The following is a 19,750-nucleotide window of genomic DNA, read 5'->3' as shown; positions in this document are numbered from 1 at the left end:
AGGAACAAATCATGAATCATTCTGAAGTGAAACGGAAAGTGGAGCAATGGGGAAGATGGGAGCTGACCCTGGAGGGACCCTCCGAGGGCAATCCGTTTCAGGAAGTAACGTTCGGCGCACGATTTCAATTTAAGAACCGGGTTGTAGAAGCCGACGGCTTCTACGACGGAGAAGGCAAGTATCGCATTCGATTTATGCCCGACCGGACCGGAGCCTGGAGTTATGTTACACGGAGCAATTGCCCGCAGCTTCATGGCCTGTCAGGCGAATTTAACTGTGTTGGGCCGTCAAAAGGCAACCATGGTCCTGTCCGGGTGAACCTGCGGTTCGGGTTTGTCTATGAGGACGGCAAGCGGTACCTTCCATTCGGTACGACCTGTTACCATTGGACCCATGACATGGATGAGCAGCTGGAGGAGCTGACGCTGCAAACCTTGCAGACGTCGCCCTTCAATAAAATCCGGATGTGCCTCCTGCCGACCCGCGACATGTGTCCTCCAGCAATTGCTTTTGCGGGAACGTGCCCCGAGGACGTGGATAGGACACGGTTTAATCCTTCGTTCTTCCGTCATTTGGAAAGGCGGCTGGACGATTTGCAGCGGCTCGGCATCGAAGCCGATCTTGTGCTTTTTCACCCGTACGATAAGGGGCATTGGGGCTTTGACGGCATGAGCTGGGAGGAAGACACGTTTTACTTGAAATATGTGATCTCTCGGCTGGCCGCTTACCGGAATGTATGGTGGTCACTGTCGAATGAATATGATTTTAACAAAAATAAAACGGTGGACGACTGGGACCGTCTGATCCAGTACGTTCGGCGTAACGATCCTTATGAGCATCTCCGCTCGATTCATAATGGAACGAAGATGTATAAATCGTCTATGCTGTATGATTTCAACAAGCCGTGGATTACGCACCAAAGCATACAGCATTGGGACCCCGAGCTGACGACGGACTGGCGTGCTGCATGTCCCAAGCCTGTCGTCATTGATGAAATCTCCTATGAAGGCAACAGCTCGAGACGATGGGGCAATATATCCGGTCAGGAATTGACTCACCGGTTTTGGGAGGCGATGTCCAGGGGAGGAAGCGTCGGTCACGGCGAATCGTTTAACGGCATGGCGACAAGGGCATGGATTTCAACCGGAGGGGTTTTGTACGGGGAAGCGGTGGAACGTATAGCTTTCTTGCGACGTTTCATGGAAGAAGGCCCTGCGGATTGGATACAGGCAAAGCAGGATGGCACTTACGGGCTTTATTATTTCGGACGGCGCCAGCCTGTTTATTACACATTGGAGCTTTCTGAGGATCAAAGGTACAAGCTGGAATTCATCGATACGTGGAACATGACTATCGAGCATATGGAAGGGACCTGCAGCGGGAAAGCCCGTATCCGGCTCCCTGGCAAGCCTTATTTCGCTTTGCGTGTGACGATCGCTTGAACCGGCGGCCATTTAGGGAGAGTATGGCATGAGAAAATCATAGGATGACTGCGAACCAGTTACCATGAGAAGGAGGGGATACGACTGAACTGCAGCAAGGCAGTGGAGCGCTGGGGAATATTTGAATTGAAGCTGAAGGCAAATGAGGCGTTCCTTGACAATCCGTTTACCGGGATTCAGCTGTCTGCCCAATTCCGGCATGGAACAGCTTTTGCAGAAGCGGAAGGCTTTTATGATGCGAATGGGAGCTGGCTCATCCGGTTTATGCCAACGGAAGAAGGGACTTGGACATACATCACCTCCAGCAGCCATCCTGATTTGAATGGGATCGGAGGAACGTTTGAATGCACCACGGCGTCGCCTGAGAATCATGGACCCGTCCGGATCGGGGACGCGGTTCATTTTCAATATGCGGACGGTACGCGCTTTATCCCTTTCGGGACGAATTGCTATGAATGGCATCGGCAAAGCGATCGGCTTCAGGAACAGACGTTAAATTCACTTCAGCGTTCTCCTTTTAACAAGGTCCGGATGCTTATCCTTCCCAGACAATACCATCTTCTTCTAGAGGGCAAGGTGCTGGAGCCGTTCGAACGCATGTCAAGCAAGGACAGAGACTTGGATTGGATGAGGCCTTGTCCGGACTATTACACTCATTTGGAGCAAAGGGTACAGCAGCTGGCTGCAATCGGGATCGAGGCGGAATTGCTATTGTTTCATCCGGGCGGAGAGGCAGGGTATGGCTGCGAGCTCATTCCTCCCGAAGCGGCGGAGCTTTACCTGCGTTATGTCATTGCCCGGTTTGGGGCCTACCGCAATGTTTGGTGGTCGCTTGGTTATGAAGCGGAAGCAATGGAAGAGAAGACCCCGGAGGATTGGCATCGGCTGGGACGATGGGTGCAGGAGCTGGATTGCGGTGCTCATTTGCGTTCTATCCAACATACCGGTTCACGTTTCGATTACGGAGCCCATTGGATAACCCACGTTTCTCTTCGCACCCCCGAGGTCCGGATCGCTTCGGAATGCGCCAAGCAATTCGGTAAGCCCGTTGTTATGGAAGAATGCGGCTGTGAAGGCAATCTGGAGAGCCGATGGGGCAGCCTGACAGCGGAGGAAATAGTGAGCCGCTTATGGGAGGGCTACTTCCGCGGCGGTTATGCAGCCTACTGTGAATCCTATGTGCGTGAAGATACGCCGTTATGGCATGAACAGGGCGGTGAGCTGAAGGGGGAGAGTATACCCCGGATTCAATTCTTGCGGGAGCTTTTGTACGAGGCCCCGGAGTCTATGGCATACAGCAGCGGCCGGCTGGATGCCGCTACACTGGAAATACGGGGCGCGTACTATCTTCAGTATTTCGGTCCGCACCAGTTTGCCTATAGGGAATTCGCACTGCCTGAGGGGAAATACAAGGCCGATGTCATCGATACATGGAATCTTACGGTTACTCCGCTGCAAGAAAGCTTCGAAGGCCGTTTCCGTATTGAACTGCCAGGGCGGCTCTATTATGCGTTACGCCTGCGAAAAGTGTCAGAGCATTCATAAAAATTACTTGTACGAGGAGAGATCGACTCATGGAACAAGTGCGCAAATCCGTTGGAAGCTCAAAGTTATGGTATGAGAAGCCGGCCAGAGCGTGGACTGAGGCAATGCCAATCGGCAACGGCCGTCTAGGTGCGATGATTTTCGGTAAAGTGAATCAGGAGCGTCTGCAGCTGAACGAAGATTCCGTATGGTATGGAGGGCCGGTCGCCGGGGATAACCCGGATGGGGCAACCTATTTTCCGGAAGTCCGCCGGTTGTTAATGAAAGGCAAGCAGATTGAGGCCGAGGAGCTGGCCCAAATGGGCTTGATGTCGATCCCTAAATCTCTGCATCCATACCAGCCTCTTGGGGATCTGCAATTTTACCATGACGGCGAGAAGAAGATGATCTCGAATTATTATCGAGATTTGGACATCGAACAAGGCATTGCTCATGTCAGCTATTGCTTGAATGAAATGCTGCACGAACGGGAGCTGTTCAGCAGTGCGGTCGATCAAGTTATCGTCATCCGGTTGACTTGTCAATGGCCAGCCAAGCTTAATATCCGGCTCAATTTGAGCCGCCGGCCATTTGACGAAGGGACACAGTTCATCTCACCTGATACGATCGCAATGAGCGGGGAATGCGGGAAAAACGGGGTTATGTTCTGCACGGCGGTTAAAGCCGTTCCAGAAGGCGGTTCTGTCCAGGTCATCGGCGACTTCCTCACGGTTCGTCAAGCGGATGCGATAACCTTCTACGTGTCTGCGGCTACGACCTTCCGTTATGCCGATCCGCAGGCGGAATGCATTAAGCAGTTGGATGCAGCGGCTGCCAAGGGATATACGAAGGTGAAGCAGGACCATGTATCCGACCATGTCGGTAAATTTCAAAGGGTGAAGCTTGAATTAGGCAAGGATGATGGCGAAACGGCGTTTCCAGCGACCGATGTCCGGCTGCAGCGCTTTAAAGAGGGAGGCGAGGATCCGAAGCTCATCGCGTTATATTTCCAATATGGGCGTTATCTGCTTATGGCAAGCTCTCGTCCCGGCTCCAATCCGGCGAATCTGCAAGGCATATGGAACGAAAGCTTCACTCCTCCATGGGAGTCCAAATATACGATCAACATTAATACAGAAATGAATTACTGGCACGCCGAAATATGCAACTTGGCCGAGTGTCATGAGCCCTTGTTCGATTTAATCGAGCGAATGCGGCCGAATGGGAGACGAACCGCACAAACGGTATACGGCTGTCGCGGGTTTGTTGCCCATCACAATACCGATATGTGGGGCGCTACACAGATCGAAGGGAACTTTATGCCGGGCTCGATCTGGCCTATGGGAGCGGCGTGGCTGTCACTTCATCTATGGGAGCATTACCGGTTCGGCCTGGACAAAGGCTTCCTCCGGGATAAAGCCTACCCGGTGATGAAGGAAGCGGCCGAGTTTTTCCTCGATTATTTGTTCGAGGATGACAAGGGGCGCCTGATTACAGGTCCGTCGCCATCGCCGGAAAATAAATTTATAGGTGCTGACGGCAGTGTGGGCTGTCTCAGTATCGGGGCTTCGATGGATACACAAATTGTCTATTCCTTAATCCGGGCATGTCTTGATGCTTCCGAAATTGTTCAACCGGGCGACCCGGTTCGGGAGCAGTGGGAGCAAGTGCTGAAGAAGCTGCCGAAGCCGCAAATCGGCAAGCATGGGCAGCTGCAGGAATGGGTAGAGGACTGGGATGAGGTACATCCGGGTCACCGCCATATCTCCCATCTATTCGCATTGCATCCGGGGGAAATCATTCATGTTCGCGAGACGCCGGAATGGGCGGAGGCGGCCAAGCGGACCTTGGAGCGCAGGCTGGAGCATGGTGGAGGCCACACCGGCTGGAGCCGGGCCTGGATTATCAATTTCTTTGCCCGGCTTGAGGAAAGCGAGCAGGCGTATGAGCATCTTCGGCTGCTGCTGACGAACTCCACGCTGCCGAATCTGTTTGACAATCACCCGCCGTTCCAAATCGATGGTAATTTCGGAGGGGCCGCCGGTATTGCCGAGATGCTGCTGCAGTCGCATCGCGGGCAGCTTACACTGCTTCCGTGCCTGCCTGCCGCCTGGCAGACAGGCAAATTCAGCGGGTTGCGCGCACGAGGCGGCTTTGAGCTCGATATGGAATGGGAGGATGGGCAACTAATCCGTTGTGTCATTAGGGCAAACCGCACACAGCAGTGCCGGGTTACGTGCCGGCATCCCGAGGCTCCGCTTTCTGTGAAAACGGAAGCGGGCCAGCAGGTTGCAGCCCGGATTGAGGAGTATGTAACGGAATTCGAAGCGGTTCAAGGTCGAACGTATGTATTGATAGCCGAGAAGCAATCGTTTAGTGCAGAAACGAAAGTTGTGGAAACGATATAATTGAAGCGGAAGCAAAGAGAGGCCATTGTATCTGATGGCCTCTTTGTTATCGTACAATTCGGGAACCCCGTACACCTGATAACGATAGTTCAATAATCCCTTAAAAAAGCATAAACAACCTATACATGATTTTTGGCACTGGTGTAATCTAAAGGTGCAGATAACAACCTAGAAATAAACTGGAATCATTATGGCGAAGCGGCATCTTTCATGACGGCCCAGATAAGGGGGGGAACGTAGTATCAATGCCGCTTGACCGAGAGAGGTGAAATGATGGAATTTATTAGACCTGAACAATATTTGCCGAGAAAATCGCACATCAGCGATGTGAACAAATATGGTATCGGCTTAATCGGCTGCGGAAGCATCGCCAATTCGGCACATTTGCCCGCATACCGTAAATATGGATTGCGTATCGCGGCCTGCTGCGATGTAAGCGAGGAAGCAGCGCGGGCGACCGCAGAGAAATTTGATATCCCGTTCTGGACGACGGATGTCAATGAGCTGCTGGAGAGGGAAGACGTTGCCGTCATTGATATGGCTATTCATCCGGCTCCACGGCTTGAGGTGCTTCGGCAGATCAGCAAGGCTCCCCGTCCGGTATTATGCCAAAAGCCTTTGGACCTGGACCTTGAGCATGCGAAGGTGCTGAGCGAGGAGGCGAGTCGCCTCGGTATTACGCTGGGGGTAAATCAGCAAGCCCGCTGGGCCCCGGCGCACATGGCGTTAAAGCTGGTGCTCGAGCAGCAGCTGCTCGGGGACATTTACAGCATTCATCATCATATGCGTTCGTTCCAGGATCAAGCCGGCTGGTGGTGGACGAAGATGAACCATTTCAATATCGTCGATCACGGCGTTCATTATGTCGATTTGTGCCGCTACTTTAACCCTACCGGGCAGGAATGGTCACGGGTTCATTGCACCACGGCGCAGCTGAAGGAACAAAATGCGATTGATCCGCTGATCTATTCGGCGAATGTGGAATTCGGGCCGAAGGGCGGAAGAAATCCATTGATGGCGGCGCTGCATTTTAACAATATTGCGAAAGCGAACCGCTCCCACGGCAACACCTGGTGGGTGGACGGAACCGAAGGCAGTGCCTGGTGTACCCAGGATACGTTATATATGGCACTGACGAAGCACAAGAATGTCGTTCACGAAATCAAGCTGAAGGGAAGCTGGTTCCCGGACGCATTCGCAGGCTCCATGCTTGCGTTCATCACCTCAATAGATCAAGGAACTCAGCCCCCGGTCACACCGGAGGATAATCTGCAAACGGTAGCGATGACGACAGCGATGGTCATTTCGAGCCAAGAAGGCCGCGTTGTGGAGAGAGAACACTTGCTAAAAGGAAGTGAGCAGGGATGAATCCGTTAGGGTTTATGAGCTATGTTTACATGGGATGGTCAGCCGAAGCCATGGCCGAAAACGCTTGCAAGCATGGCTTGACCTCAATACAGCTTGATCCGAAGCAGAAATTGATGGTTATGGATGAGGAGCCCTTTTCACCGGTGCGTGTACAGAAGCTTCGCTCCATTTTTGAGGATAAAGGGATTCGCATTGTAGGTCTGTCCGGCTATACGAATTTGATGAATCCGAATTTGGCCAAACGGGAAGACAAGCTGCTGCAGCTCGAAAAGATGATTGACCTATGCTCTGAGTACGGAACGAGGTATATTGCCACGGAGACGGGAAGCCTGCATCCGACGAATGCTTGGCGGGATTTCGAAGGGAATCGTTCCCCCGAGGCTTGGGATGAACTGCTTCGTATCGTTGACCGGCTGAGGAGCAGAGCGGTACGTAACGAATCGGTGCTGTTGATTGAAGGCTTCGCGCTTAACGTATTGGCAGAGGCGGAGCAGGCGGCACGCATGATGGAGCAGCTCGGCTCCGAAGGGCTCGGGCTGATTATGGATCCATTCAATTATTTGAAGGAAGAAGAGCTGGTGCGGCAGGAAACGGTGATGGCGAGCATTTTTGACTGCATCGGCTCGTACAGTCCGATCGCCCACGCCAAGGATACACTGTATGACAAAGAAGGTTTCACGACGCCTCGGGTTGGTGCGGGGCAGGCGGATTGGAACGTATATGCCTCCCTTTTGGCCGACAGGATGCCGCATACGCCGCTTATACTGGAGCATGCGAAGCCGGAGGAGATTGCTGATTGCTTGCAGCTGATTCGAAATGCCTTTGAAGCGGCCGAATCGAGCGGGAAAGCGAAGGATGCCTATGGTGCGTAAACCGAAATTGGGCATACAAGGACCGGTTGTAGCTTGGCAGGATCCATGGGCGGGAGAGGCATCCGATCTCGTAATGCGTACGGGTACAGGCAGCATCTGTCCTTCCCAGGATCCGAAGCCGGAGCCGGGGGCTTTCGTTCAAGCGTTGCTGGAGCTGAGCGCAGATTTCTATGTACATCATGTCATCCCGGGGCAGGAGGATCAGCAGCACCTATGGGAGGATATCGATCGCGCAGGTCTGGATATATGTCTTGGCAACGAATACGGGAACATTAACGGACCGTGGGTGGAAGGAACGAACCGTTATGATGTTCCGGATGCTTTGATCACCCGGGCTGCCGAATCCGGAAGATGCATCGGGTTATTGTATGATGAGCCGGAGCATTTGCAAATCAACGCGGCGCAATACCGTAAAGACGGTTGGTTTCCGCACTGGGGCGTTACGGACGGCATGAGCCTGGAAGCTGCGCGAAGCAAGGTGGAGCGGGCCGTACAGGAACAGGTGAAGCACGTACAGCATGTGTCCGGGCAAAAGAGTGTGACGGCTCCATCCATGCCGCTGATTACAGAGCAGGTGTTTCCGACGATGTTTCATACCCTTGCGAGAGCAGGCATGGATGTATGCCCCAAAGTAATGAAGGAGTCGTTCCAGTCCCTTCAGCTTGCTACCGCGTTAGGCGCAGCAAAGCAGTACGGAAGATCACTCTGGATTTGCGCCGACTTATGGGGGCCGGATACAGGAACTTGGTTTACCCGGTTTCCTGGATTTCCGGGGCATTCACCCGAGGAGTTTGCTTCGGCCTTGCGGATGGGCTATTTCATGGGCCCGACCCATTTATTTGCGGAAAACATAGACGTACTCATGCAATATACGCCAAGTGGCTTCAAGCAGACGGAGTTTGGCGATGTATGGATGGAATTTACGAAACAATTCATTCCCGAGCATCCGTTAACCTGGAAGCACTCGGAGGCCGACCCGGACATTGTCGTCATTCATTCGGATGACAGCAATTACGGCCAGAATGAAAGGCTGTTCGGAAACAGGGAACCTGTGACATCGGAGACGAATCATAGCGAAAGCATTTTTCATATATGGCATTTGCTCAGCAGAGGAGCCATCCCGGCCCACGGCAGCTGCATGCATATTCCGGGCTACGATTTCCCGAGGCACAGCTTGAAGCGGGATGTACCGCTTGAGAAATTCCCGCTTGCCGGAGGATATGCGACGGAGAACGGGCGCGGGGTGCACCCGTTGTTTTACCCGGTGAATAACGTTGTTGCTTATGACGATCGGGTGAGCAGGGAGCGATTGGGCAAGCCGAAGCTCATCTTGGCCGGAGGCTCCTCGCTATCGGCGGAAAGCTTGGCAGCTATTTTCGATGCAGCCAATCATGGAAGCGTTGTCGTAATTGCAGCTTGGCTGCTGCCAACGGATGCGCCGCAGGAGATGCGAACCAGCGGACGCAAAGGTTTCGGACAATGGCTCGTGACGGACGATTTCTTGGATGAAACGATTCGTACCGCAGTAGAGCCCTTCTTAGGAGAAGCTGACTGCTGGATACAGCGCTTCGGTGCAGCGGAAGTGAGAATGACGCCGAAGGACAGCCTGGGCTTCACGCTAGATTTTGAAATTCATATGTTAAAAAGATAATCTATGGCGGGCAGCCGGTCTGCCTGGTTCATTTTTGAGTCGTGAGGGGGATATTAGTTTGGAGCAAGCCAAGCATCAGGATCCGTTTGCGGAAATAGCGTTCCGCGAACATCCGGGAAATAAGAATGAAATGCGGGAGCTGCCTCCCGTAGTCTACGAGAAACAATATTTCGCCCCGGGATCGGAGAAAGCGGTCAGCGCTGCACCACTTTCCTATGAAGCGCGAATGGCTCTTTTTCACGAGGAATTGATGCAGCTGCGAGAAAAGTACCGGCCTTATATGCGCAACCTTACGCCGCCTGCCGAGATCACCCGCAAAAGGCAGCCGTGCAGCCAATTTCAATTCCGGTATTACGAGGAGGCGGATGCCCGGTTCTCCCGGGTGCTGGAGGGTGAGGGCGACTGGGAGACGGTGAACGTCCCCGATTTCCGCGGACCTACGGGAGAGCAGGGCAAATGGACGGGTTTTTACCGGACGGAATTCGGTTATGAAGGCCTTCGCGGTGATAAGAGAATGTATCTTGTGTTCAAAGGAGTCGATTACAAAGCGACCGTGTATTTAAACCGCAAATGCCTGGGCAGTCATGAAGGCTTCTTCGCACCGTTTGAATTTGACGTGACGGATTATTTGCAGGAGCAGAATACGCTTGTTATCGAAGTGAACAACGACTATTCGATGATGGGTGTGGGCGGAACGAAGCTGGATGGGGATAAAATGTACGCGGCGACCGGTCCGGGCTGGGACGATCCCTACAGCGGATGGAATCATTGCCCGCCGGGTGCGGGTATTTATAACAATGTGTATTTGGAGGAACGCCATCCGTTGTTCGTCCAGGACTTATTTATCCGGCCTAACATCGATGAAGCGTTCGTGGAAGTATGGATCGACGTGATTAACACAACGAACAGGCTGATGGAAAACTTTGAGCTGTGTCTGGAGCTGCTGCCCAAAAACTTTGAAGGAGAAGGCATTGGTCCGATCCCGTTCCAGGTCGCTTATGCCGGCCCCGGGATCAACTATTTCCGTTATAAGGTGGATTTTCCTTGCAGCCATTTGTGGTCGCCGGAAACACCGTACCTGTATACGGCCCGGGTGAAGGTGCGCAATGAAGACACCTATGTTGATTTGCACGACAGCCATTTCGGCATGCGCAAGTTCCATATGGATGAAGAGAATACACCCAAAGGAACGTTATATTTGAACAATGAGCCTGTATTGCTGAGGGGTGCCAATGAAATGGGCCACCTGCAGCAGTGCGTGATGCAAAATGATTACGACCAGCTTATTGACGATATCCTGATTGCGAAGCTGGCTCATATGAACTTTTACCGTATTACGCAGCGTCCGGTTCAGGAGGAAATCTACGATTATTTCGATATGCTCGGCATGATGCACCAATGCGACCTGCCTACCTTCGGCTTTATCCGCCGCAATCAGTTCGTTGAAGGGGTTCGGCAGGCAGCGGAAATGGAGCGGCTGATCCGCAGCCACCCGTCCTCGGTCATCGTGTCATTGATCAATGAGCCGTCGAGAACGGAAAAACGCCGCAAGGGTCATCGCCATCTGCACCGGAACGAGCTGGAAGCTTTTTTTGTAGCCGCACGGCAGGCCATTTTTGTTGAAAACCCCGATCGCGTTGTCAAAAATGCCGATGGGGATTATAATCCGCCGACCCGGGAAGGACTGCCCGATTTTCACTGCTATAACATGTGGTATACAAACAATGGCATTTCCGTAGGGAAAATGCACAAAGGATATCTTCCGCCGATCCGGGACGGCTGGAAAGCGGGCTGCGGGGAGTATGGAACAGAGGGACTGGACCATTACGAGCTGATGATGAGCCGATATCCTAAGGAATGGCTGCCTGCGGAAGATTCGGAGCCATGGATGCCGAACCGGATTCATGGCGCACAAACTTATGGCTTGCATGGGGATTGGTACACCGAGCAGCGAACGATTCGGACATGGATCGAAGCAAGCCAGAAGCATCAATGTCTGGCGACAAAGCTCATGACGGATGCTTGGCGGAGAAGAGCGGATTCAGTGGTGTCCACGGCGATTCATTTGCTGATCGATGCCTGGCCGTCCGGATGGATGAAGGCCCTTGTTGGAGCCGACCGTATTCCTAAGCCCGCCTATTTCACCTATAGGGATTGTCTTGAGCCGGTACGCGTTCATCTAAGAACCGATCGTTGGAAGGTGTATACGGGGGAGACGATCGACATCGAAGCCTGGCTGTTGAACGATACGGTGAGGGCTTACGATAAATGCCGCGTTATTGCGACACTGCGTGACGATACGCGCGAATACGGAAGCTACGAGCTCATGAGGACACTTCCGGCGGCCTCATCCCTCTATGCGGGCACAATTCACTTTTCCGTCCCTCAGATGGAGGACAGACAAAGCCTGCATGTCGATGCCTGCTTGATTAGCGAGAAGGGTGAAATCGTCAATCGCGAGCGGTTCACATTGGAAGTGTTCGTCAAATCGAAGGCGCTTACGCCGGATCAGGTCATGGTTCTCGATACCGAAGCGGAGCTGCTTTGCTCACTGCTGGAGATAGATGGAAAACCGTTCTCCGAAGAAGAAGACCAGACCGGACCTCTCGTTATTGCTTCGAAGGATATGTATCAGCAGCATCAGGCTGCGATTCTCGAAAAAGTAAAGAACGGCGCCACAGCTTTGTTCCTGCTCGATCGCTTCGATAGCGAGCCTTGGGATATAGATGGTACCAGCGTGCAGACAGCAAAGCTTCGTGAGGTTTACACGCTGTCGCTTCAAACGGAGCTTATGCAGGCTATCGGGCTGAGGCCGGACGATTTATCGTATTTGTACCATCTGACGACAGATCGGATCGACGGTATTTCGAACTGCCATCTGCTGGGAGAAGGGCTGGAAGAGCTGGTGTTCGCCTATCTTCCAAACAGCGAGACCAGCGGCAAACGGAAGCTTCCTCTGGTTGCTCGAACAGCGGTAGGAAAGGGGCAAATTGTCTTCTCCTGCATTCCGTTGTCGGGCCGGTTAGGATTTAATCCGACGCTGGACCGGTTGTTCATTTCGATATTGAATGGGAAAGGGGGGGACACCACTTGCACCTGTACACCCTCACTAGCAGAAATAAGCAAAAACGTGTTGAACTGACAGAATCGGCTGAAGGGATTCAGCTTGTCCTAAAAAATGAAGGAAATGCAACCCCTTATTTTGCCGGTCGCTTGAATGAAATGCTGACGTATTCAAGCGGCAGGCCCTGGAATCATGGGGAAGTCAGACTGGAGTCAACTCAGGTTTCCTTAAGCTCCGGCGCGATTCGGATTCAGGGCAAGATCGCCGTGCTTTCCTTTCGGATGGAGCTTCGGTTCGATGAAAGGAACCTAATGAGGCTGGATGTGGAATGGGAGAACGGGACGGAGGATACCCTTCGCGATGCGGCGGCCGGCCTGCTGTTCCCCCTTCCAAGATACAGCGGTGAGAGGATCACCATCCCTCACATGATCTACAACAACAATCCTTCCTCCGATCCGTCCCGAATCGTACCGAAGCTGGGTATCGGAGAAGGACTGGGCTTGATTTGTGAAGAACACCGGCTGCCGATTCCCTGCGTGAATATGGAGTGGACGAAAGATAATGAGTCCCGCTATTTCTCCTTATTTTCCGTTCCTTCGTATGTGGAAGCATCGGACGGGAGCGTGCATTACGGTTCGATGGGGGCGATTCAGGAGGAGCAGCGCCTTGTCATTGCTGCCATGAGCGGCGTCCTCATGTTTAATGGGGAGAAGGATACGGTCTACATGGGCAAAAGCAAAACTGCCCCGTATGACGGCGGTTATACAGACTTCACTCCGGGCTTTATCTTGTCCAAGGAGTACGCGCTGGATTGGGGCCCTGTAGCCGTTTCGGGTCAAGGCTTCAGGGAGATTGTTCGAGCCGGGCTGCAGCTGTTCGATTCGGCAGGAGCCAAGCCGCACACGCCTAGCGAGATGATCGGCCTCAAGGCGAACGCGCTGGATGACCGCTGGAGGACGAATGATGCGGGGGCAGCCGGCTATATAAAGTTCTCCGATTCCAACACGTTCGGCAATGTTTCCAAACGGCCTCTGCATTACATGTATGGCTGGACGGGACAATGCTTGAAGCTGGCCTGGTGCGATGCCATGCTTGGGGTAAAACGCGAGGAAGAGCGCCGTGTTGCCCGTTGCCGGCAGGCCGTTGATTTCTATGTGCGGGAGAGCCGCACGGCTATACCGGGACTGCGCCATGGGGCGTATCGGCTGGAGGAGCAGCAGTGGGACGATTTCAGCTGGAACAAGCAAACCGTCGTCTCCAGCCGTGCAGCCGGTGAAACCGCAGCGGACCTTGCCGAAATCATCCTGCTGTTTCAAAGCAGCGGGATAGAAGTCCCGTTATCCTGGACCGAAGCGCTTCGAGAATCGGCGGATTTTTTCCTGAAAGCAGTTCTGCCGTCGGGTATTGTCCCATCGGCATGGCAATTGGACGGCGTACCGGCGGATGAAATGATCAACGCGGCAGGCCTGCCGTGCCTGATTGCCATCTTAAAAGCCTACCGTGTCACGGGAGAGGCATCGTACCTGAAGCGTGCTGAAGCCATGATGCAGAAGTATGCTGAGCTTCACGTGGAGACGTTCGAAAGGCCGTTTGCCCGTTCCACGCTGGATGCCAAATGTGAGGATAAGGAAGCGGGGATGTACTTTTTTCTCGCGGCTTACGAGCTGTATCTTGCAACGAACGAGGACAAATATGCGGCCTGGGCGGAACTGTCAGCCGATTGGCTTTTGACATTCGTCTATGTTTGGCAGCCCGTTTATAACCGGGGAACGCTCTTCAGGGAGAAAGGCTTCAATGCTGTCGGATGGCCCGGAGTCAGTGTGCAAAATCATCATCTGGACGTATTTTTTCCTACCTATGAAATGTGGAATTTTGGCAAACGGGCCGGCAAGCCGCGCTATGAGCAATGGGGCCGGGTATGCTTTGACGCAATGGGACAGGGCATTTGTGCCGGGACAGGAGATTGGAATTTCACGATTGTCGGTGAGCAAGGAGAAGGTTTTTTTCAGACGAATTGGCACCACCGCGGACATAGCAACAAATGGAACCCATCCTGGGTTATAGCGGCCGTTCTAAGCAATGCACTGCGCTTTCAAGAGGAGGTGGAATGATGAAGCATCAACAGGAGGCGAATCAAATGCAGAATAACCCGATCCCGGATTGGGAAAATCTTAATGTACTGGGAAGAAACGTGGAGCCGCCGCACGCGGACTTCATCCCTTTTGCAGATATCGAAACCGCCCTTCGGCGGGAGCGCGGGAGCTCCTCCTTGTTCCAGTCGTTGAACGGCAATTGGAAATTTCATTATGCGGAGAGCCCGGAGCTGGCGCCGGCTGGTTTTTATGAAGATTCCTTTGCGGCAGACGACTGGAACTCGATACAAGTACCGGGCAATTGGCAGATGCAGGGCTATGGACCCCCCCTTTATTCAAGCAGCTACTATCCGTTTCCGATCGACCCGCCGCATGTTCCGATGGAGAACCCGGTGGGTTGCTACATCAGAAGCTTTTACATTCCCGAGGATTGGGACCAGCGTCAAGTATTCCTTGTTTTCGAAGGTGTGGATTCCGCATTTCATGTATGGATTAATGGACAGATGGCGGGATACAGCCAAGGAAGTCATCTGCATTCGGAATTCCGGGTGACCAAGCTGCTTCGGGCCGGAGTTAATCGGATTGCGGTTCAGGTGTATCAGTGGAGCGACGGCACTTACCTGGAGGACCAGGACAAATGGCGGTTAAGCGGGATCTTTAAGGATGTGTATGTTTATGCAGCGCCAGAGGTGCATGTACGGGATATATCGGTACAGACACGGCTTGACGAGCAGCATGTGAATGCTGAGCTGGACATTCGATTGCATGTCAAAAATTACGGGAAAGCCGATTCCGATAAGCATCGTTTGCAGCTTCGGCTGTTGGATGAGACCGGGCAATCCGTTTTTGAAGGCACGGCTGGAGAGACGTACCGTATTCCATCCATTGGAGAACAAACACTTACAGTGAACATTCCGGTTGCCGCTCCTCGCCTGTGGTCGGCTGAGCAGCCTTACTTATATACATTGCTCTTCACTTTGGAGGATGAGCACGGACAGGTACTCGAAGCAGGAACGGTTTCCGTCGGGTTCCGCGACATCGCAATCCGGGACGGACAGCTGCTGGTCAACGGCAAACCTGTCATTCTGAAAGGAGTAAACCGCAATGAGTTTCATCCGGAGCTCGGGTTTACAACGCCTTACGAATCCATGGTGGAAGATATTCGCCTGATGAAGCAGCACAATATGAATACAGTTCGCTTGTCGCACTATCCGAACGATACACGGTGGCTTGATTTATGCGACAGTTATGGAATGTACGTCATTGATGAAGCCGATCTGGAAACGCATGGATGTCACTTTATCGACAACGAAAGCTATTTGGCTGAGCATCCGGATTGGAAGCATGCGTTCCTCGATCGGGCAATTCGTATGGTGGAGCGGGATAAAAACCATCCGTCCGTCATTGTATGGTCGCTGGGTAACGAATCCGGGTATGGCCCTAACCATGATGCTATGGCGGCATGGGTAAGAGAGGCCGATCCAACCCGCCCAATCCATTACGAACGGGCTAAAGACGCCCCTGTCGTCGATATTGTCAGCTCGATGTATCCTTCACTTGCGGCACTGATCGAAGAAGGTGAGAAACCGGACGCTCGCCCTTACTTGATGTGTGAGTTCGGCCATGCGATGGGTAATGCGGTAGGCAATTTGAAGGAATACTGGGATGCAATTTATACGTATCCCCGGCTGCTGGGCGGTCTCATCTGGGAATGGACGGATCATGGCATTGCGCGGAAGCAGGAGAGCGGGGAGTCATGGTATGCGTATGGAGGGGATTTCAACGATCATCCGAACAGCGGGCATTTTTGCATCGACGGCTTGTTGTTTCCGGACCGGCAATTAAAATCCTCTATCCTTGAGGTGAAAAAAGTCATCCAGCCCGTCATTGCGGAACCGGTCGATTTGTTATCAGGTCTTGTTAAAATTAGCAACCGTTACGATTTCTTGACGCTGGAGCATCTGACAGCAACCTGGACGCTACTGTGTGACGGAATCGTACTGGAGCAAGGGGAGCTGCCGGAGCTGGATATTCGTCCGCGTGAGGAAGCCGCTTTGTATATCCCGTGGCAGACGGTTGTTGGGCAAAAGGCCGGAGAGTACTGGCTGCATCTGCGCTTTACCTTGAAGCATGATGCAAGCTGGGCGCTGAGGGGACACGAGGTGGCTTGGGCGGATTTACCGATACCCGGAACGCCCAATGGCAAAGCCAGCGGCAGCCTCCTTCCCCTGCAGGCCATGCGGGGTCTTCAAGCGGTCGAGACGGCAGGAGCCGTTGAGCTGCGAGGCGTTGACTTTTCCATGAGCTTTGATAAAAAGAAGGGACGCCTGTCCTCCTTCGAATACAACGGTATTCCGCTGCTGGCGTCGGGTCCGCAGGTCCAATTGTGGCGGGCTCCGATAGATAATGATACGCGTCAGTCCAAGCAATGGAAGACGCTGGGCTGGGATCGTTTGCAGCAAAGAGTGCATACTTGCGAATTCACCCAGATCACCAAGCAGGCTGCGCAAATCCGGGTGAAATCCACCTTGGGAGCCCCAGCGCTGGGCATTGATTTTACGGTCTGGACGACATACGACCTATATGGTTCAGGAGATATCGTCCTTTCGGTCAGGCTGCTTCCCCATAAGAAGGAGCTTCCGCCTTTACCGCGCTTTGGCATGCAGCTGGTCATGCCATCCGGCTTCGACCGGTTTACCTGGTTTGGACTCGGTCCCCATGAATGCTATGCGGACCGCAAGGAAAGCGGCAAACTCGGGATATACGCAGGCTCCGTACAGGATCAATATGTTCCCTACATTATGCCCCAAGAGAATGGGAACAAAGCGGATGTGCGTTGGGCGGCGGTTACGAATAAGCTCGGAACCGGATTTTTTATCGGCGGTATGCCGACGCTCAATGTTGGAGTGAGCCATTATTCCACCGATGACTTAACCAAAGCGAAGCATACTTACGATCTGCAGCGGCAGGAAGCAACCTTCCTGAACCTGGATTACGCTCAGGCCCCGATCGGCAATCACAGCTGCGGGGAGGCGCCGCCGCTTGACAGTTACTTGCTGCACGCGCAAGAAATGGCGTTCACGTTCCGATTGAAGCCTATCTCAACAAGAGAACGATCGCCGGTATCGATTAGTCAGCTGCAGCCTGAGCCGTTAATCGAACACGCGGGTGCGTCGATGGGCCGAGCTGGACACATGGGTCAGGGGGAACCCACAGCAGACCGGATAGACGGGGAAGAAGCATGCATCGAGAAACAGGAGGCGGGGCGATGAGTAGCCGCACATTTCCAAAAATTATGTTCGGCGGCGATTACAACCCCGAGCAATTTCCCAGGGAAGTCTGGGAAGAGGATATGCGATTGTTCCGGCTCTCCGGAATAGATATCGCGACAATTAATGTTTTCTCCTGGTCCTTGAATCAGCCGGATGAAGAGACATATGCATTCGGCTGGCTGGACGAGGTAATGGATAAGCTGCATGAGAATGGCATACGTGTCTGCCTGGGAACAAGTACAGCCGCGCATCCGGCATGGATGGCCAAGAAATATCCCGATGTGCTGACGGTAACGTCCGACGGGAAGAAAAGAAAGTACGGACGGCGGCACAATTCGTGTCCGAATAGCCCCACCTTCCGCCATTATGCCGGGCTTATGGCACGCAAGCTGGCAGAACGCTACAAGGAGCATCCGGCACTGCTGCTGTGGCATGTGAACAATGAAATCGGCAATCGCTGTCATTGCGAACGGTGCGAGAAAGCGTTCCAGGAGTGGCTGGAGCGGCGTTACGGTACTTTGGAGAAATTAAACCAAGCTTGGTACACCCGGTTTTGGGGGCACACGTTCTATGATTGGGATGAAATCGTCATTCCCAGCGCACTAAGTGAAGGTTTGTCCGGTGGCAATAGCGACCAGACAGCTTTTCAAGGCATCACCCTCGATTTCTACCGGTTCACCTCCGACAGCTGGCTGGAGTGCTACCGTATGGAATACGATGCGATCAAGCAGGTCATGCCCGAGGCGATCGTGACGACGAATTTCCAAGGAAACGGGACCTATAAGCCGTTGGACTACTTCCAATGGGCACCGTTTCTGGATATCGCGGCACTTGATATTTATACGGAAAACCATACGCCGGAAAGCTATATGGCGCTTCGATACGACTTGATGCGCGGGTTGAAGGACGGAGCACCGTTCATGCTGATGGAGCAGAGCCCGAGCGTAATTAACTGGAAGACGGTGAACCCGACGAAAAGACCCGGTGTGATGCGGCTGAGAAGCTATCAGGCGGTGGCAAGAGGGGCGGAATCGGTGATGTTTTTCCAGCTTCGCCGTTCACTTGGCGCTTATGAGAAGTTCCACGGCGCAGTCATCGACCATGTCGGGCATGAGCATACCCGGGTATTCCGCGAATGTGCAGAGCTTGGCAAGGAGCTGCAGCAGCTGGGTGACCTGCTGTTGGATTCCAGAATGACCAGCCGAGTAGCGATCCTGTTTGACTGGGAGAACTGGTGGGCGGTGGAGCTCGGAGGCGGACCGTCGGTTCATTTGAAATATTTGGAGCAAATCCAAGGCTACTATGACGCATGCTATGCCCATGGCATTCAGGTCGATATGATTCATACCGGCACGGACTTAAGCCGCTACGATCTCGTGCTTGCACCGCTGCTATATATGACGAAGTCAGGGTACGCAGCGAAGCTGGAGCAATATGTGGCGAATGGCGGGACGCTCGTCACAACCTTTTACAGCGGGATTGCGGATGAGAACGACAAGGTGATTGCCGGCGGTTATCCGGGGGAATTGCGGCCTCTGCTCGGGATTTGGGTGGAGGAGATTGATGCGATGTTCCCGGATCAAACCAACCAGCTGGTGCTGGAGCAGGAGCTTGGCTCTATGCAGGGAGCCTACCCTTGCAGGCTGGCCTGCGAGGTTGTCCATCTGGAGGGAGCGGAAGCTATCGCCACCTTCGGCAGCGATTATTATCAAGGCGGACCTGCCTTGACGCGCCACCGGTACGGTCAAGGCGAAGCGTGGTACGTTGCTACTGATCCAAGCGTCGGATTCAAAAAGCAGTGGATCCAATTCTTGTGCGGATCCAAAGGCATCACCCCGATCCTGGAAGTGCCGGAGGGTGTCGAGGTGACGCAGCGTGAGAAGGAAGGCGTACGCTATACTTTCCTGCTCAACCATACGGGGAATGTTCAAAAGGTACATATAGGAAACGAGCCGCAACGCGAGCTTCTCACTGGACTCGAGGTTCGCGGGGAGCTGGAGCTCCCGCCGAAGCAGGTTAAGATTGTTGCATTGTAAATCACAATGCCTGGACGGGG

10 protein-coding genes are annotated in these 19,750 nt (G+C 53.4%); all 10 read left to right on the top strand.

Features of this window, described 5'->3' with window-relative positions; all coding sequences use genetic code 11:
• The first annotated feature begins 11 nt into the window (after positions 1–11).
• The 10 genes from CF651_RS02460 to CF651_RS02415 all read left to right on the top strand — a co-directional run bounded on the left by CF651_RS02460 (position 12) and on the right by CF651_RS02415 (position 19,730).
• A complete protein-coding gene (locus tag CF651_RS02460) occupies positions 12–1,442 on the top strand; it encodes a DUF5060 domain-containing protein (RefSeq protein ID WP_094013228.1) in 1,431 nt (476 codons plus the stop codon).
• A 102-nt stretch (positions 1,443–1,544) separates the two neighbouring features.
• Complete coding sequence (locus CF651_RS02455) at positions 1,545–2,987, top strand: DUF5605 domain-containing protein (protein WP_281254431.1); 1,443 nt, start codon at positions 1,545–1,547, stop codon at positions 2,985–2,987.
• Between the two features lie 29 nt (positions 2,988–3,016).
• Positions 3,017–5,374: a glycoside hydrolase family 95 protein gene (locus CF651_RS02450; protein WP_094013227.1), complete on the top strand. Its 2,358-nt coding sequence runs from the start codon at positions 3,017–3,019 to the stop codon at positions 5,372–5,374.
• A 270-nt stretch (positions 5,375–5,644) separates the two neighbouring features.
• Entirely contained in the window at positions 5,645–6,742 is a 1,098-nt protein-coding gene (locus tag CF651_RS02445; protein WP_245855637.1) for a Gfo/Idh/MocA family protein, read from the top strand.
• Positions 6,739–7,614, top strand: a complete 876-nt coding sequence (locus CF651_RS02440) for a sugar phosphate isomerase/epimerase family protein (RefSeq protein ID WP_094013225.1) — start codon at positions 6,739–6,741, stop codon at positions 7,612–7,614. Before CF651_RS02445 ends, CF651_RS02440 begins: the two co-directional genes overlap by 4 nt.
• On the top strand, positions 7,598–9,265 hold the full coding sequence (locus tag CF651_RS02435; RefSeq protein WP_245855635.1) for a hypothetical protein: 1,668 nt from the start codon (positions 7,598–7,600) through the stop codon (positions 9,263–9,265). Before CF651_RS02440 ends, CF651_RS02435 begins: the two co-directional genes overlap by 17 nt.
• A gap of 58 nt (positions 9,266–9,323) precedes the next feature.
• Positions 9,324–12,407, top strand: a complete 3,084-nt coding sequence (locus CF651_RS02430) for a glycoside hydrolase family 2 protein (protein ID WP_245855634.1) — start codon at positions 9,324–9,326, stop codon at positions 12,405–12,407.
• Entirely contained in the window at positions 12,356–14,440 is a 2,085-nt protein-coding gene (locus tag CF651_RS02425) for a glycoside hydrolase family 88 protein (protein WP_245855633.1), read from the top strand. The genes CF651_RS02430 and CF651_RS02425 overlap by 52 nt, the downstream gene beginning before the upstream one ends.
• Positions 14,437–17,694: a beta-galactosidase, LacZ type gene (gene lacZ / locus CF651_RS02420; RefSeq protein WP_245855632.1), complete on the top strand. Its 3,258-nt coding sequence runs from the start codon at positions 14,437–14,439 to the stop codon at positions 17,692–17,694. The genes CF651_RS02425 and lacZ overlap by 4 nt, the downstream gene beginning before the upstream one ends.
• Positions 17,691–19,730, top strand: a complete 2,040-nt coding sequence (locus CF651_RS02415; protein WP_094013222.1) for a beta-galactosidase — start codon at positions 17,691–17,693, stop codon at positions 19,728–19,730. Before lacZ ends, CF651_RS02415 begins: the two co-directional genes overlap by 4 nt.
• The last annotated feature ends 20 nt before the right edge of the window (positions 19,731–19,750 follow it).

Source organism: Paenibacillus rigui, assembly GCF_002234615.1.
Taxonomy (GTDB): Bacteria; Bacillota; Bacilli; order Paenibacillales; family NBRC-103111; genus Paenibacillus_S; species Paenibacillus_S rigui.
The sequence above is the reverse complement of the archived record's forward strand: the minus strand, read 5'-3'. Positions and strand labels throughout refer to the sequence as shown.

What these genes read in the sequence shown, in the direction of transcription:
- CF651_RS02460 (WP_094013228.1), top strand. Translation starts at nt 12, where the DNA reads ATGAATCATTCTGAAGTGAAACGGAAAGTGGAGCAATGGGGAAGATGG.
- CF651_RS02450 (WP_094013227.1), top strand. Translation starts at nt 3,017, where the DNA reads ATGGAACAAGTGCGCAAATCCGTTGGAAGCTCAAAGTTATGGTATGAG.
- CF651_RS02445 (WP_245855637.1), top strand. Translation starts at nt 5,645, where the DNA reads ATGATGGAATTTATTAGACCTGAACAATATTTGCCGAGAAAATCGCAC.
- CF651_RS02440 (WP_094013225.1), top strand. Translation starts at nt 6,739, where the DNA reads ATGAATCCGTTAGGGTTTATGAGCTATGTTTACATGGGATGGTCAGCC.
- CF651_RS02435 (WP_245855635.1), top strand. Translation starts at nt 7,598, where the DNA reads ATGCCTATGGTGCGTAAACCGAAATTGGGCATACAAGGACCGGTTGTA.
- lacZ (WP_245855632.1), top strand. Translation starts at nt 14,437, where the DNA reads ATGATGAAGCATCAACAGGAGGCGAATCAAATGCAGAATAACCCGATC.
- CF651_RS02415 (WP_094013222.1), top strand. Translation starts at nt 17,691, where the DNA reads ATGAGTAGCCGCACATTTCCAAAAATTATGTTCGGCGGCGATTACAAC.